Here is a 15,316-nt window from a genome sequence, read left to right on the forward strand (position 1 = left end):
TCAACCTGCCTTTGCCATCTGCATGAGGCTCACGCGCTGCTGCAGGCGGCGCTGCGCCTGATCGACGACGACCGCGATGATGATAACGAGTCCCTTGATGACCATCTGCCAGAAGGAGCTTACGCCCATCATGACAAGGCCGTCGGAGAGAATGCCGATCACGAAGGCGCCGATGATCGTGCCGCCGATCGTGCCGCGGCCGCCTGACATCGAGGTGCCGCCGAGCACGGCTGCGGCAATCGCGTTGAGCTCGAGGTTCGTGCCGGTCGCCGGATGAGAGGCCATTAGCTCCGAGGAGATGACGAGGCCGACCAGTGCTGCGCAAAAGCCGGAGAACATATAGACGAACATCTTCACGCGGTTGACGCGGATGCCTGACATGCGGGCGGCGCGCTCATTTCCGCCGACGGCGAAGATATGCCGGCCGAGCGGCACGTAGCGGGCGAAATAGGCCGCCCCCAGCGCCACGACGATGAGCATCCAGACCGAAACCGGCAGGCCCAGAATACTGCCTGAACCGAGATAGCTGAAGCCCTGATTGCCAAGTTCCTCCTTGCCGGCGAGATTCGGCAGCGTCTGGCCATCTGAATAAAGAAGCGCCATGCCGCGCGCCACATAGAGTGTGCCGAGGGTGGCAATAAACGGCGCAACGTTCAGCCGGGTAATCAGCAGACCGTTGGTGGCGCCGATGACGATGCCGACAGTCATGACGATGATCATCACTTCGAGGATGTTGAAATAGACCGTGTAGCCGAGCGGCAGGTCGATCCCGTAAAGGATCAGGCCGCCCGCCACCATGCCGCACAGGCCGACGATCGAGCCGACCGAAAGGTCGATGCCGCCGGTGATGATAACGAAGGTCATGCCGATCGCCAGAAACGCGTTCTGCGTCGCATGCTTCGACATCAGGATCATGTTCGCCGTCGACAGGAAGTTCGGCGCGAAGATCGAAAAGAAGATGATGACCGCAAACAGCGCGATGAAGGTGCGCAGCTTCATCAATGTAAGCAGGAAGGATCCGCTGTTGGGGTCTTCGGCGGCGGCAATTTGGGTTGCTGTCGTCATCACGCATGGTTCCTTCTGATTTTATGCCCCTCTGCGGAAGCGGCGACAATGGCCTCCTCGGTCGCCTCCTTGCGGTCGAGGATGGTGACGAGACGTCCGTTGCTCATCACTGCGATGCGGTCTGAGAGCGCCATGACTTCTTCGAGATCGGAGGTCGAAAACAGGATTGCGAGCCCTTCGCTGGCGAGCCGCCGCATGGTGCGGAAGACATCGGCTTTGGCACCGACGTCAATGCCGCGCGACGGTTCGTCCATTAACAGGACTTTCGGACCTGTCATCAGCGCCTTGCCGATGACGACCTTCTGCTGGTTGCCGCCGGACATGGAGGTGACTTCGAAATCGGGATTCCTGGCCTTGATCGAAAGATTGCGGATCGCATCCGCAATCGCTTTCTTCTCGCGGCCGAGATCGATGTGGAAGCCGGCTTTGACGAACTGGCCGAGGCTCGCCATGGTCAGGTTGTCGGCGATCGACATGGACTGCACCAGGCCCTCGCGCTGCCGGTCCTCGGGGATCAGGGCCAGTCCAAGCTGGATGCGGCGGGTCGTATCCCGCGCCTTCAGCTCCTTGCCGTTGAGAAAGATCCTGCCGGTGCAGTGTTCGTGGCGGCCCATGATGCATTCGAAGAACTCGCTGCGGCCGGCCCCCATCAGGCCGTAGATGCCGAGGATCTCGCCTTTCCTAATTGAAAGCGATACGTGATCGACGGCAAAGCCGCCATGCAGGCGCGGCAGGCAGATCTCCTCGGTGCGGAGCACTTCTTCGCCTACGGTGTGGCCGATCTGCTTGGCGAAATCCTTGGCATCCGAGCCGATCATCGAGTGTACGATCCAGCGCGTATCGATATCCTTCACCATGGCGTGCCCGGTGATCTGACCGTCCTTTAGCACCGTGATGTAGTCGCCGATGGTCATCAGCTCCTCAAGCCGGTGCGAAATGTAGACGATCGCCACCCCTTGCGCCTTGAGCTCCCGGATCACCCGAAACAGGATGTCGACTTCGGCGGCGCTCAAGGCCGAGGTCGGCTCGTCCATGATCAGGATACGGGTATTGAGCGAGACGGCGCGGGCGATCTCGACGAGTTGCTGCTGGCCGATCGGCAAGTCTTCCGCAAGCGTGCCGGCGGAGATGCCGGCTTCGACCCGGTTCAGGAATTCATTGGCTTTTGCGACCTGCGCCCGATGGTCGATACCGCGGATGCCGCGCGTCAGTTCGCGGGTCGCAAAGATGTTCTCGGCGACCGACAGGTTGCCGAACAGGTTGAGCTCCTGGAAGACGATGCCGATGCCGTGGCGTACGGCATCTGCCGGGCTGTCGAGATGGATGCGCTCCCCGTCCATCCAGATTTCGCCGAGGGTTGGACGCTCGACACCGGCGATGATGCGCATCAGGGTCGATTTGCCAGCGCCATTCTCGCCAACCAGCACGTTTACTGCACCGCGACGAAGCTTCAAATTCGCCTTCTTGACGGCGACAATGCCGGAATAGGCTTTGGTGATGTCGCGAAGCTCAAGAATGACATCGCCATCGTCGATTTCGGACATTGCTCAGCTCCCGATGGTGATTGTAGCAGGCACGAACTGCGGCAGTTGACCGCCGGTGGGCAGCGGATAGGCGCCGACGGCGGCGAGTTTTCTTCCCGTCAGGCCCTGGCGCGGCAGTTTATCGAGCAAGGTACTGTTGACATGGGTGTTGAACGATTTTCCGTATTGCGCCCATTCGATCTGGTTCTTGAACTCGTTGAAATTTACGAAATTCAGGCTGTCACGCAGCGCAGTGCCGCGGATCGCCGGACCGATCGACACTCGCACATCAGCCTTGGAATCGCCGTCGACATCGACGTCGACATAGGCAGCCCGCGATTTTGTCTCCTCGGCGACGATCATGCCGTCCACCTTGGCGGCGAAGGTCCAGGGGGCATTGCCCTGCTTTTCCTTATGGCCATATTTCGCGGCTGCCGCGTCGAGGTCACTCGCTGAAAGGGCCGTGACATCCTGGAAGCTGCCGGCACGCTCGTTGAGATAGGGGATGACCTTTGAATCCCAGATTGCGGCCACCATGCTGTCTGGATCGAAGGCTTGCTTGGCGGCTTGCTGCTGCTCGTCAGCGGTTTTCACGAATTTGCAGGCGGACATCGCCAGCGCACAGGCAAGCAAAATTGTGGCGGCTCGCATCTGCAGCATTAAACGCACTCCATCAATGAATATTGCTGCAGGGCAGGGATGGTGTCCCTGCCCTGCGCATTGAGCCCGGGAGATTATTGGGTCAGGGCGAAGGTCTCGAGCTTGGGGGCGTTGTCGGACGTGATCAGCACGCAGTCCATCAATTGTTTTTCCTCAGCCGGCTTTTTGCCGGTCTTGATGTAGGCGTCGGCCTGGACGACGGCCATCTGGGCCTGGGCATAGGCCGGCTGCATGACAGTCGCCTTGATGCCGCCTGCCTTGATCGAGTCGCGCACGTCGTTCGAGCCGTCGAAGCCGACCACGATCACATCCTTTCGACCGGCAGCCTGCAGAGCGGCGATCGCACCCATGGCCATCGTGTCGTTGCCGGCGATCACGCCCTGGATGTCAGGATTGGCCTGCAGGATGGTTTCCATCTTGGAGTAGCCCTCAGTCTGGCTCCAATTGGCGGACTGCTGGGCAAGCATCTTCATGTCGGGATATTCGTCGATGACGTCGTGATAGCCCTTCGAGCGGATACCGGCGTTGAGGTCGGCTTCGCGCCCGAGAAGCTCAACGTAGTTGCCCTTTTCGCCCATCAGGCGGACGAACTCTTCGGCGCCGAGCTGCGCGCCTTGATAATTGTTGGAGACGATTTGTGAGACGGCGATGCCGGTGGCGTTGATTTCGCGGTCGATCAGGAAAGAAGGAACGCCTGCATCCTTGGCTTTCTGGACTGCAGCGATCGATGCCTCCGAGCCGGCATTGTCGAGGATGATCGCCTTGGCCCCACGGCCGATTGCGGTATCGACTAGCTGCGACTGCTTGTTCGCGTCGTCGTCATGGACGAGAACCAGCGTGTCGTAGCCGAGTTCCTTGGCCTTGGCTTCTGCGCCGACGGCTTCCGCCTTGAAAAACGGATTGTCGTGGGACGGGGTAATGATGGCGATCAAATCAGCGGAATAGGCCGGAATCGCCGCTCCCAATGCGAGGACGCCGGCAAAGGCTGCAAGTGTCAGTCTGCGAGTAAATTTCATGTTATCCTCCCGATTATTAATGAAGCCCTATTTCCCATTAGGGCGGTGAGGGGACGGCTCGCCGTCCCCGGGGTCGATCAAGTGATGCGTCGAATGCTCTCGGCGATCTCCTGAGGTTCGAAGACGTTCTTCCAGTCGTCGCGCATGAGCGCGGGGATGCCGAACTCGATGGCCTTGTTGCAGGCGTCCGAAAACACGCCATCGACTTCCTTGAAAATGACGGCGCCCAGCACGTTCATGTGGCCTAGCAGGAAGTCGCGTGCGGCTTCTGCCGGAACGCCACGGGCGATGCACTCGTCCATCGCCTGGCGCATGACGACGAGCAGAGAGGCGCAGACGGTTTCCGAAAGACCGGGCTCCAGCATTGCCATCTGCTCGACGGTCACGCGATGCGAGCGCATGACCGGCGCCCAGATGACCTTGGCTATCTCCTCGCCGAGCGCATAGGCGCTTTCCGGACCTTGCATGAGGGCGGAGACAATATGCTGCTTGGCGAAAAGACCGCCGAAATGGTCCTTCTTCGCCTTCATGTCGGTCTCGTCGTTGAAGATCGGCGGATGGCAGGGATGGGTGACGAAAAAGGTAAGGTCGTCCCGCCTTGGCAGGTGGCCAGCGAAAGGTGCGGCCGCATCGAGCGCAACGACCATCGTTCCCGGCTTCAGCTTGCCCGCGATACCGGCTGCGACCTTTCCGATCGCCGTATCCGGAACTGCAAGAATGACAACCTCTGCAACATCGAGAGCTTCATCGGCTGAGACGCAATCGACACCGAGGTCGTTTTTCAGGCGTGCCTTGCCCGCGTCGCTAACCTCGACATGACGGACGCCAAAACGCGAATCTTTGAGATTCTTGGCAAGCCGGTATCCCATTTTTCCGCCGGCGCCGAAAAGGGCAATTACAGTCATGTTTTCTCACCTCATGGGATTTTCAGCATTGATATCGCAACTGGTATGATGAGTCAATCACCCTACCACTGCGGCGAGGTGCCCGGCAAAGCTCAGCGCCTCGCCGAGCGTCTTGGTCATCTTGAAGCTGGTCCCGACCCGATAGGTCATCTCAGGCCCCCCTTCCGTCGCGGATCTGAGGGAAGTAGCCGTCACTTCCGACCTGGCCGCCCTTCAGCGCGATCTGCAGTCCGTTGGTCGGCGAATAGCCGCCATGAGCGACGCAGAGCGGCGACCCGGGCGTCTGGGGAAGGGGCAGAAGGGTCGTCAGTGCTTCCACACGCAGCTCCTTGAGTGCGTGGCTGGACGTATCGCCGCCGGCGATGACGGCGCGGGTTAGCCCCTCACTTTCGATGAGGCGGCGCAGGATCGTACCCAGCGCCTGCCCGAGCCGGTGACGGGCGCCGGGGACGCGATCTATATCAGTTCCGCGATCTGCGGACGGACCAAGCGCGGTGTGGAGAAGGACGCTCCGGCCCGCCTTCAATTTTTCGATGCCGGCTGCCACCGCCACTTCGATCGCGCGCTCGGCGCTTTCTCCGGCAAGGGAAAGGGGGTCAAGGTCGATGCCCTCGAAGCCGTCGGAAAGGGCAGTCCGGATTTGCCGTTCGGTGGTGGGAGAGACGCTGCCGGAAACGACGGCGAGACGATCGACCTTGCCCGGCGATGCGAATTCCGTGTTTTCGCCGACCAGGCCTGTTGCCCGCCAGGCGCTCAGCAATGCGTATTCGACGCCGGATGAGCCGGCGACGAAACAGCCGCCTTTGTTCTTGAGACGCCACAGCTGCTCGCCGGCCGCCGCCTGGGATTCTGCGGAGTCGACATCGAGCAGCAGGATGCCGGCGTTTCCGCTCACCAGATCGTCGATCCGCGCGCTCGCATCCGGCGCGGTGATCATCGCAAGGTCCGCAAGCGCGACGGGCAGGCTGGTCTGCCTGCCGAGATGAAGGGCAAGATCGGACTCGCCCATCGGCGTGACGGGGTGCAGGCTCATCACGGGATGCCGGTCGATGCGAAAGACACGGCCCTGATAGGCTGCGAACAGATGGCCGAAGGCGGTATAACGTTTGAGCTGCGGTGCCCCGACGATGAGGGGCGCGAAAGGCTGGGCAAACACCGCCTTACCGATCTCGATCGCCTTACCAATGCTGCCGGTGCGCGGGCTGGAATCGAACGTGGAGCAGACCTTATAATGGCAGATTGCCGCGTTGAGCCCCTTCAACCATTCGAAGGCCGGAGCAAGATGTTGCTGCATCCATTCCGGGCTTTCGCTGCGACTCGTTCCGGCGATGCCGATCGCCAGGCAATCCGAAAAACGCTCGAGCATCTCCGGCCGCGGGATGCCGAGGAACAGCACCGTGGGAATTCCATTCGAGGCAAGGGCTTCCATCACGTCGGTGGAGCCCGTGAAATCATCGCCGTAGTAGCTGACGAGAAGGTCGTTCATTGCCGTCACGCCGCCTTGCCGTTGCTGAACTTGGCGATCGAAGCGGCGAGCTCCGGGTGATCCTTGGCATATTCATCCAGAGGAATGCCGGCGACGGCGGCCTGCCAGGCCTGCTGGACGGCGCGCACGCCCGCCGCTGGTCCGCCCGGATGACTGACGATGCCGCCGCCGCAGAGGTAGAGAAGGTCGGTCGTCTGTCCGGTCCGGCGATAGGTCTCCGGCGCCTGTCCGCCCCATTGACCTGACCCGGCGACGGGAAGCGGACGGTCGGATGGATCGAAAAGCGGCGCGCTGACTGCCTTGAAGGATTCGACGAAACTGTCGTCCGGTTCCCAGTATTTCACCCGGATGCCGTTGATCTGGAACTGGTCAACGCCGAGCAGCCGCCAGAACTGCTGGTAGACCTTGAAATCCATTCCCGCGCCTGGATGGCGGGTGAGGATGTCCCAGCCGTTGCGATGGGCGTGCAGCACGAGCCGCGACCGCTTGCGCAGGAAACTCATGCCGCCGAAACCGATCGAATTGATATTGACGACGGCGCAGTTTCCGCCGGCCCTCAGGACAAGATCGTGGTTGCGCATCATCTCGTCGGGATCGGCATGCGAGATGCCGAAGGCATACATCACCTTCTTGCCGGTCTTCTGTTCGCGATCGAGGATCAGCGGCATGATCGCCGCTATGCGGTCCTTGAGCGGCGAGTAGGCCGGACTCATCAGCTTCTCGTCGTCCTTGATGAAATCGACGCCGGACTCGATAAGTTCACCGGTCAGCTCCGCCGTTTCGTGCGGCCGCAGGCCGAGGGCCGGCTTCACGATCGTGCCGATGATCGGGCGCCCCTCGACGCCAGTCAGGCGCCGGCTGCCGGCAATCCCGAATTGCGGGCCGGGATGCGCATCCTTGAACGCCTCCGGCAACTTCATGCCGACGACGCGGATGCCAGTCATGCCCTTGATCGAATAGACGCCGCCGATGGCAATCGTCATCAGCGCGGAAAGATCGGTGCCGATCGCATCGAGCGGAAAGGCGATATCGACATCGGCGCGCTTTAGCCGCGCTACGCCGGTTGCGACTTCCGGCCAAGTCGGGCGCTCAGCATCCTCCAGCGGCTGTATCGCCAGAACGCGTGCCGCGACGCGCGCCTTAAGTTCCTCCGTCTCACCCGGGACTGGAACGAATGTGCCGGTGGACTGGTCGCTGGCGATCTTGTTCGCCAATGCCTCAATGCTGCCCGGCGTCTCGATGCGGTAGGTGAGGGTGATCATGAATCGCAGTCTCCTTTCCGCCAGCGAGATTATCATGGCGTCAACTCATTTGCTGGTATAATGAGTACTCCGCATTCTGCAACGAAAATCTTCCCGATATGATTTTCACCGGCGTGCTTTGTTGTCGGAGTGTAAAGATGTTAAGGGAGGGGAGATTTGAGTCAGCGAGACGCCATGACCCCAGCAATCGAGCAAATTGTCCGTCGGAAACTCTCTGACGAGGTGTTTGATCGATTGGAGCGGATGATCACGTCGGGCGAGTTGAAGCCGGGCGACGAAATGCCGTCCGAACGCGTGCTCATGGAGCGCTTCGGCGTCGGGCGCCCTGCAATACGCGAAGCGATGCAATCACTTGCCAACAAGGGGCTCGTGAATATCTCCCACGGCGAACGAGCCAAGGTGCTGCAACTGACGGCGCAGTCGATCTTCCGTCAGGTCGATCTGACGGCGAAGATCATGCTGTCCCAGTCAGCCGATTCTCTGGAATACCTGAAGAGCGCCCGGATTTTCTTCGAGCGGGGCATGGCGCGGGAGGCCGCCCAGCGCGCAAGGCAAAATGACATCGACGATCTTCGCGCGATCATCGCCCGCCAGCGCCGCTCGCTAGGACATGCAGAAGACTTCATCGCTGCGGATATGCAATTTCATACGCGGATTGCGCAGATTTCCGGCAATCCGATATTCGCCGCAGTCAGCGAGGCAATGCTCGCATGGCTGAAGGAATATCACACGGAAATGCTCATCTGGACCGGCAAGGAGAAGTTTACGCTGGTAGAGCACGAGGAGATCGTCGAACGGCTCGCAGCCAACGACGCCGATGGCGCCGAGGCGGCAGTCCTGAAGCATCTCGAACGCTCCAGGGCGCTTTACACGAAGTAAAGCACCAAGCGCGGGAAGGGCCGATTGTGCTGACAAAATGCTCTTTCGGCTTCCGCGAAACCTGTTCAATAGCAGGCTATCAATATTCCCGGGTTCCTGCGGTGGTCCAGGCGGGCTTATCCTCAAAGCCCGTATCAAAGGCCGGTTGCCACCTGTCTCGTGCCGAATCGCAGGCTATCCGAAGAGGCGCTCGGCGTTCATGAGCCGTTAATCGTAAATCTGGCATTTGGGTATTCCGCAGGGGTTGGGCTCTAATCTCGACGGAGACAGAATGAAAATGCTAGTCATGTCCACGCTCATCGTCGCTATGGCGGCAACCAGCGTCCTTGCGGTGACAGGCGCTGCGTCAGCACAAGAATGGCGCCGGCGGCCGCACTACGACTATCCGCCTCCGCCACCGCCGCGCAGGCGCCACCATCATGACAATGGCGCAGCTATTGCGGGCGGTTTGGCTGCCGGAGTGATCGGCGGCCTCATCGGCGGAGCGATCGTCAACAACAGCGGGCCGCGTTACATCGATCCACCGGCGCCACCTCCGCCACGCTGTTGGTTCGAGGATCGTCGAGTGCGCAACGCCTACGATGGCGGTTGGCACATGGAGAGCATCCGCGTCTGCCGATAGACAGCCTGCAAGTCACGGAAAAAGGCCGGACGAAACTCGCACCGACCTTCTCCGATTGTCTCCCGGAAGGCATCGTGACGGTGAGCCCGATGCCGTTTACCGAGACCAAGTATCGACACTGGACGCATAACGAAAGCTCCGGCAGGGTCATGTGTGCCTTGACGGGTGTCGTCAACGAGCTCCGGTTTAGTCATCGGCAACGACTTCACGAACAGCCCCGGCCTCTCGCGCACCTCGCCGCACAGGCCTCCCTCGGCCGCATGGTGGAGAACGTGGAGCGTGATCAGTCCGTAAAGCCACTCCTGATGTTGCATTTTGCGCCTTAAAACCCGCTCTCAAAAATCGCTATTGGGAACCGAGGGTAGAGATATCGAGTTAGACAGACCTGGAACGCGCTAACGTGATGCGGTGGGTGTGAAATTCAACCACAGGAGAATTCCAATGATCAGCCAAATAGATCGTGACCCGCGTCACCACACGCAGAAGATGCGGCAACGCTTGCAGGAAATCATGGATCACCTGCGCGAGGACGTCGAGAAGGTTGAGGAGCCGCAGCTGAAAGCCATGTTCGAAACCGCTGCCGAGGTGCTTGGTGGCCTGAAGAAGGCATTCAGCGACTACGAACAGAAGAATGAGAAGGCGTGGCGATGAAGACGGCACGGTCACGCCTTTGCCGCCCGGCGTTCCAGCCGGCATGAACTTCTTAACGGCCGAGCGTGACCGGTATCCATATCTGTTTCCGACTCATCGCGAGCCCTCGAGCAAAGCCCTGGCGAAACCCGATTGGGCGACCTCGATCGTTCCCTCCGGTAGCTTCAGCACGCGGTCGACGGCAATGCCATAGAGCCTGAGGCGGTCATCGAGCATCCGGACAGCCTGCTCGACGTTGCCCTGTCTGCTCAAAAGCAGAGCATTGTGCATCACGTCGCCGAGCGAAAGGCGAAACTGCAGAAGCATTTCTGCGAAGGCTCTCGGATCCGGCGCGTCGAAGACGCCTTCCTCGGTTCCCCGCCGCAGGATATCGGCCAAAAGCGGCGCGACGATGCGGGTGACGGCCTGATCGATCCGGTGGAACAAGACAATATTTTCCGGACGGAAAATGACGTCGAAGATTGCGCGCAGTTGCGGTGCCAGTTCGACCTTTAGACGCCGCGACCCCGCAAAGAGCGTGTTCAGCCGGCCCACGGCGTCGAGCGCAGGGTCGTCGAGGATCGGTTGAAGTTCCTCCAGACTTTCGCGTGCGAGCCGGGCGGCGAAGGCCTCAAGCAGCGCCTCCTTCGAGGAAAAATAATGATAGAAGGCGCCCTTCGACACCCCCGCTTCACGGATGATGTCGTTGACAGTCGTATTTTCGTAGCCATGTGCAAAGAAGAGCCGCTGAGCACAATCCAGCAGTTCGGCGGAGCGGATTTCTGGTTGTTTTTTGACCCGCATCAAGGCGTTCGTTTCTTTCCTTGGGACGATCGTGACTGGCAGAAGATCGATGCGACGTGCACCGATAGCGCTTTTATTATTCCTTTATAGACCGACGGTCGGTCTAATGCTATATCGAACTTCGAAATGAGATCGATGTCGAGGCAGAAAAGCGTGAAACCGCTGCGTATGGTTCCCGTTGTTGCGGTTCTGGCTGCGGTCGCCGGTCTTGCGGCCTGGTATGTGTGGCGGCCCGTTCCGGTATCCGTGGTCGCTCCCTCACGCGGGAATGCGGCCGAAATCGTCTACGCAAGCGGGGTCGTTGAACCCGTCACCTGGGCAAAGGTGACGCCGCTGGTGCGTGAACGGATCGTCGAGCAGTGCAATTGCGAGGGCTCTTCCGTCGAGAAGGGCGACATTCTCGCCCGCCTCGACGACAGCGAGGCGAGAGCGGCGCTTGCCGAGCTCGAGGCACGGCTTTCCCTGGCGGAGCAGGAATTGCGGCGCTACAATCTGATGGTGGAGAAGAACACCGCCGCGCAGCAGTCGGTCGACCGGGCGAGCAGCGAGGTCGACCAGTTGAAAGCTCTGGCGGTTGGTCAAAGGGCGCGGCTCGACAGCTATATCATTCGCGCGCCCATCAATGGTTTCGTGCTTCGTCAGGACGGTGAGGTCGGAGAAGTCGCAGATCTCGGAACAGCCCTCTTCTGGGTAGGGGAGCAGAAACCCCTGCTCGTGGTTGCGGACGTCAATGAGGAAGACATCCCAAGGCTCCGGTTGGGGCAAAAGGCCCTGCTCAAATCCGATGCCTTCAGGGATAGGACTCTCGATGCGACTGTCAGCAACATCACGCCGAAGGGCGATCCGGTGACGAAGACCTATCGCGTAAAGCTGCTGCTGCCGGACGATACGCCGCTCATGATCGGCATGTCGACGGATGTGAACGTCGTCGTCCGCGTGTCGGAAAATACCCTGCTGCTCCCCTCCGTTGCCGCCGAGGCAAACAAGGTCTTCACGATCGAGGAGGATAGGGCGCGGCTTCGAGAGATCAGAACCGGTATCCGCGGCCCGAACGGCATCGAGATACTGTCCGGGCTCGATGAAAAGGCGCATGTGGTCTCGCCTTTTCCGCAGGATATCAAGGATGGTGCCCGCGTTGCGATAACCGGTGCTGTAAAGTGAGGCCAGGATGCGGCTGATCCTCGAAATCGCTTTTACCCATATTGCCGGGCGTGGCCGGCAGACGCTCGTCGCGGTATTTGGCGTCGCCGTCGGCGTCGGCTTTTCCATTGCCATGGCCGCACTCATGCAGGGTGGCCAAGATGATTTCGTGGAACAGCTCGTCAACACCATGCCGCACATTGAGATCACCGACGAGCAGCGAACGGCTCGCCAGCAACCAGCCGAATCCGTGTTCGACACAACGGAGATCTTCGGGCTCAGGCCGCGCGAAGACCGTCGCGGTATCATCAACCCGACAGCGGCACTTTCCTGGCTGGAGGCATGGGTTCCTGGCCGGCTCGCGCCGGACCTGAAGTTGCAGGGTGTCATTCATTACTCCAGCCGCGAAGTCGGGGCATCGGTGATCGGCATCGAGCCGGCTGCCGAACGCGGCGTTTCGCCGATCATCGGCGATTTCGTCGAGGGAAGCTTCGCGGCTCTTTCGGCAGGCGGCAACAATATCGTCATTGGCGATACGATGGCCAACCGCCTGGGTGCCGGCCTGAACGATACGATTACAGCCGTTTCCTCCGAAGGGCTCACCCGCAATTTCAAGATCGTCGGCCTCTTCCATACCGGTACGACAGCCCGTGATGAGGGCGAGGCCTACGTGTTGCTCAAGAATGCGCAGATCCTGAGCGCCCGCGCAAATGCGATCAACGAGATCCGCGTCAAGCTCGCCAATCCCGACGATGCGCCTGCAGCCGCACGACGGATCGAGGCGGAGCTCGGCTACAAGGCGGAAGCCTGGCAGGAGGCCAATGAATCGCTCCTCGAAGCACTCGTGATCCGCAATGTCATTATGTACACCGTGGTTGCGGCAATCATGCTGGTCGCGGGCTTCGGTATCTTCAACATCATCTCGACGATCACCCACGAAAAGGCGCGCGATATTGCCATCATGAAGTCGCTCGGCTTCGGAGAGGCCGATATGCGGCGCCTGTTCCTGCTCGAAGGTGTGGTGATCGGGGCCGCGGGGTCGGCGCTCGGTTGGCTGCTGGGCTTTGCGCTTGTCTATGCCCTGTCGCTGGTACGCTTCGAGCTTGCCGCGACCGGGCAAGAAATGACGCATCTGCCGATCGCCTGGAGTATCCTGCATTATCTGATAGCCTCCGGCTTCGCGCTCGGTTCGGCGGCATTCGCCGGCTATCTTCCCGCCCGGCGCGCAGCGCGTCTCAACCCCGTCGACATCATAAGGGGTGCCACATGAGTGCGCTGATCGAGGCGAAGAAGCTGACGCGCATTCTCAAGGAGACTGTTCCCGTTACGCTGGTCCAGGATATTTCCCTGACGCTTGCCGAGCAGGAATTCGTTGCGATCACCGGCCCGTCCGGTTCCGGAAAATCGTCATTGCTCTATTTGCTGGGGCTGCTCGACGAGCCGACGAGCGGCACGCTTTCGATCGGCGGCAGAGACACGGCACCGATGGACGAACAGGAGCGTGCCGAGACCCGCCTCTCCATGTTGGGTTTCGTCTTCCAGTTCCATTTCCTGCTGCCGGAATTCACGGCTCGCGAGAACATCGAGATCCCGATGCGCAAGCTCGGACGGCTGAACCGGTCCGCCATGCGGAGGCGGGGCGAGGAACTCCTGACGTCGCTCGGCCTGGCCGATCATATGGACAAGAGACCAGATCAGCTCTCGGGCGGGCAACGCCAGCGGGTTGCCGTCGCCCGCGCCCTCGCAAACGACCCACCGATCGTCCTCGCCGACGAACCGACCGGAAGCCTCGACAGCCAGAATTCCGAGCAGGTCTTCTCGATCCTTGAGGCGCTCGTGCGCGAACGCGGCAAGACCGTTGTCGCCGTCACCCATGATCTCGACATGGCTGCTCGTATGGATCGGCGCATCCATCTCATGGACGGCAAGATCGAGGATGGCGCAACGGCAAGCGCCGAATAGTGTGTCGAGCTATTTTCAGCGGATGCTTAACTGTTCTTTCCTGCAATCTTTGCTTGGGGCTGATTGAGGAGTATTATCTAAAGTTAAGATAAGATTGCGAGCGGGATGCGGGCGGAAAACTGCATCCCTTTCCTCATCCCGCTCCATTAAGGGCGAGAAAGCCCATGCTTTCGGGAGGAAGAGATGAAACGCGGAATCCGTGTCAGGGAACAAACGTCGCGTCGCAAATTCCTAAGCGGCGCTGCCATGGCCGGCGCGGCGATGATCGCGGCACCAAACGTCGTCAAGGCGCAGGGGCCGGTCAACATGCGCTGGCAGAGCACTTGGCCCTCCAAGGATATTTTTCACGAATTCGCGCTCGATTTCGCCAAGAAGGTCAACGACATGACCGGTGGGGACCTCAAGATCGAGGTGCTGCCTGCGGGCGCCGTGGTGCCGGCATTCGGTCTGCTCGACGCGGTCTCTCAAGGAACGCTCGACGGCGGTCACGGCGTGCTCGTCTACCATTATGGAAAGCAAACCGCGCTGGCGCTGTGGGGCTCCGGCCCTGGCTTCGCGATGGATGCCAACATGCTGCTCGCATGGCACAAATATGGTGGTGGCAAGGAGCTGCTTGCCAAGCTTTACGAGTCGATCGGCGCGAATGTCGTTTCGTTTCCTTATGGGCCGATGCCGACGCAACCGCTCGGCTGGTTCAAGAAGCCGGTCGCCAAGGTCGAGGATATCCAAGGCCTGAAGTTCCGCACCGTCGGCATTTCCATCGACGTGTTCACCGCTCTCGGTGCAGCGGTCAATGCGCTGCCGGCTGGCGAGATCGTTGCGGCGTTGGATCGTGGCCTGCTTGACGCGGCCGAGTTCAATAATGCCTCGTCCGACCGAGTGCTCGGCTTCCCGGATGTCTCGAAGATCTGCATGCTGCAGGGCTATCACCAGAATGCCGAGCAGTTCGAGATCCTGTTCAACAAGACAAAATATGACGGCCTGCCCGACCAGATGAAGGCGATCATCGCCAATGCGGTCGAGGCGGCGTCTCAGGATATGGCCTGGAAAGCGATCGACCGCTATTCGAAAGACTATGCCGAGATGCAGACGGTCGACAAGGTGAAGTTCTACAAGACGCCGGAGGCGATCCTCAAAAGGCAATTGGAGGTTTACGACGAGGTCGTAAAGAAGAAGGCCGGCGAAAACCCGCTGTTCAAGGAAATCCTCGAATCGCAAATCGCCTTTGCGGAGCGGGCAACGAGATGGGAGCAGGACACTGTCGTCGGCCGGCGGCTGGTCTTTGATCATTACTTCGGGAAGGACGGCGTGGCGAAGGAACTCTGACGCGTGAATTCGGGCATCGCCGGGCAGAAGACCCGG

15 protein-coding genes are annotated in these 15,316 nt (G+C 60.3%); 7 read left to right on the top strand and 8 right to left on the bottom strand.

The window, feature by feature from the left end:
• From N2599_RS21455 to oiaX, 7 genes are all read right to left on the bottom strand, one after another.
• Entirely contained in the window at positions 1 to 1,065 is a 1,065-nt protein-coding gene (locus tag N2599_RS21455; RefSeq protein WP_027511412.1) for an ABC transporter permease, read from the bottom strand.
• Positions 1,065 to 2,609, bottom strand: a complete 1,545-nt coding sequence (locus N2599_RS21460) for a sugar ABC transporter ATP-binding protein (RefSeq protein WP_027511411.1) — start codon at positions 2,607 to 2,609, stop codon at positions 1,065 to 1,067. Before N2599_RS21460 ends, N2599_RS21455 begins: the two co-directional genes overlap by 1 nt.
• Positions 2,610 to 2,612: 3 nt before the next feature.
• Complete coding sequence (locus tag N2599_RS21465; protein WP_027511410.1) at positions 2,613 to 3,248, bottom strand: DUF2291 family protein; 636 nt, start codon at positions 3,246 to 3,248, stop codon at positions 2,613 to 2,615.
• A gap of 74 nt (positions 3,249 to 3,322) precedes the next feature.
• Complete coding sequence (locus N2599_RS21470) at positions 3,323 to 4,264, bottom strand: D-ribose ABC transporter substrate-binding protein (RefSeq protein WP_027511409.1); 942 nt, start codon at positions 4,262 to 4,264, stop codon at positions 3,323 to 3,325.
• A gap of 77 nt (positions 4,265 to 4,341) precedes the next feature.
• Complete coding sequence (locus tag N2599_RS21475) at positions 4,342 to 5,169, bottom strand: phosphogluconate dehydrogenase C-terminal domain-containing protein (RefSeq protein ID WP_027511408.1); 828 nt, start codon at positions 5,167 to 5,169, stop codon at positions 4,342 to 4,344.
• Between the two features lie 151 nt (positions 5,170 to 5,320).
• Positions 5,321 to 6,655: a four-carbon acid sugar kinase family protein gene (locus N2599_RS21480; RefSeq protein WP_027511407.1), complete on the bottom strand. Its 1,335-nt coding sequence runs from the start codon at positions 6,653 to 6,655 to the stop codon at positions 5,321 to 5,323.
• Between the two features lie 5 nt (positions 6,656 to 6,660).
• Positions 6,661 to 7,917 carry a 3-oxo-isoapionate-4-phosphate decarboxylase OiaX gene (gene oiaX / locus N2599_RS21485; protein ID WP_037142642.1) on the bottom strand — a complete coding sequence of 419 codons (1,257 nt, stop codon included), beginning with the start codon at positions 7,915 to 7,917 and terminating at the stop codon, positions 6,661 to 6,663.
• Between the two features lie 174 nt (positions 7,918 to 8,091).
• Between oiaX and N2599_RS21490 the strand changes: the two genes are divergently transcribed.
• The 3 genes from N2599_RS21490 to N2599_RS21500 all read left to right on the top strand — a co-directional run bounded on the left by N2599_RS21490 (position 8,092) and on the right by N2599_RS21500 (position 10,069).
• The gene (locus tag N2599_RS21490; RefSeq protein WP_027511405.1) at positions 8,092 to 8,796 is read left to right on the top strand and encodes a transcriptional regulator NanR; all 705 of its coding nucleotides are present in this window, start codon (positions 8,092 to 8,094) and stop codon (positions 8,794 to 8,796) included.
• A 271-nt stretch (positions 8,797 to 9,067) separates the two neighbouring features.
• On the top strand, positions 9,068 to 9,418 hold the full coding sequence (locus N2599_RS21495) for a hypothetical protein (RefSeq protein WP_027511404.1): 351 nt from the start codon (positions 9,068 to 9,070) through the stop codon (positions 9,416 to 9,418).
• A gap of 441 nt (positions 9,419 to 9,859) precedes the next feature.
• The gene (locus tag N2599_RS21500; protein ID WP_027511402.1) at positions 9,860 to 10,069 is read left to right on the top strand and encodes a hypothetical protein; all 210 of its coding nucleotides are present in this window, start codon (positions 9,860 to 9,862) and stop codon (positions 10,067 to 10,069) included.
• Between the two features lie 93 nt (positions 10,070 to 10,162).
• Here the strand turns inward: N2599_RS21500 and N2599_RS21505 are convergent, their stop codons facing one another.
• Positions 10,163 to 10,852 carry a TetR/AcrR family transcriptional regulator gene (locus tag N2599_RS21505; RefSeq protein ID WP_244914701.1) on the bottom strand — a complete coding sequence of 230 codons (690 nt, stop codon included), beginning with the start codon at positions 10,850 to 10,852 and terminating at the stop codon, positions 10,163 to 10,165.
• Positions 10,853 to 10,978: 126 nt separating this feature from the next.
• Between N2599_RS21505 and N2599_RS21510 the strand changes: the two genes are divergently transcribed.
• From N2599_RS21510 to N2599_RS21525, 4 genes are all read left to right on the top strand, one after another.
• A complete protein-coding gene (locus tag N2599_RS21510) occupies positions 10,979 to 12,013 on the top strand; it encodes an efflux RND transporter periplasmic adaptor subunit (protein WP_027511400.1) in 1,035 nt (344 codons plus the stop codon).
• A 7-nt stretch (positions 12,014 to 12,020) separates the two neighbouring features.
• Entirely contained in the window at positions 12,021 to 13,262 is a 1,242-nt protein-coding gene (locus tag N2599_RS21515) for an ABC transporter permease (RefSeq protein ID WP_027511399.1), read from the top strand.
• Positions 13,259 to 13,954 (top strand): ABC transporter ATP-binding protein, encoded by a 696-nt coding sequence (locus tag N2599_RS21520; protein WP_027511398.1) that lies wholly within the window; start codon positions 13,259 to 13,261, stop codon positions 13,952 to 13,954. Before N2599_RS21515 ends, N2599_RS21520 begins: the two co-directional genes overlap by 4 nt.
• Positions 13,955 to 14,137: 183 nt before the next feature.
• Positions 14,138 to 15,280, top strand: a complete 1,143-nt coding sequence (locus N2599_RS21525; protein ID WP_027511397.1) for a TRAP transporter substrate-binding protein — start codon at positions 14,138 to 14,140, stop codon at positions 15,278 to 15,280.
• Positions 15,281 to 15,316: the final 36 nt, after the last annotated feature.

Origin of the sequence: Rhizobium sullae (genome assembly GCF_025200715.1) — a bacterium.
GTDB lineage: Bacteria > Pseudomonadota > Alphaproteobacteria > Rhizobiales > Rhizobiaceae > Rhizobium > Rhizobium sullae.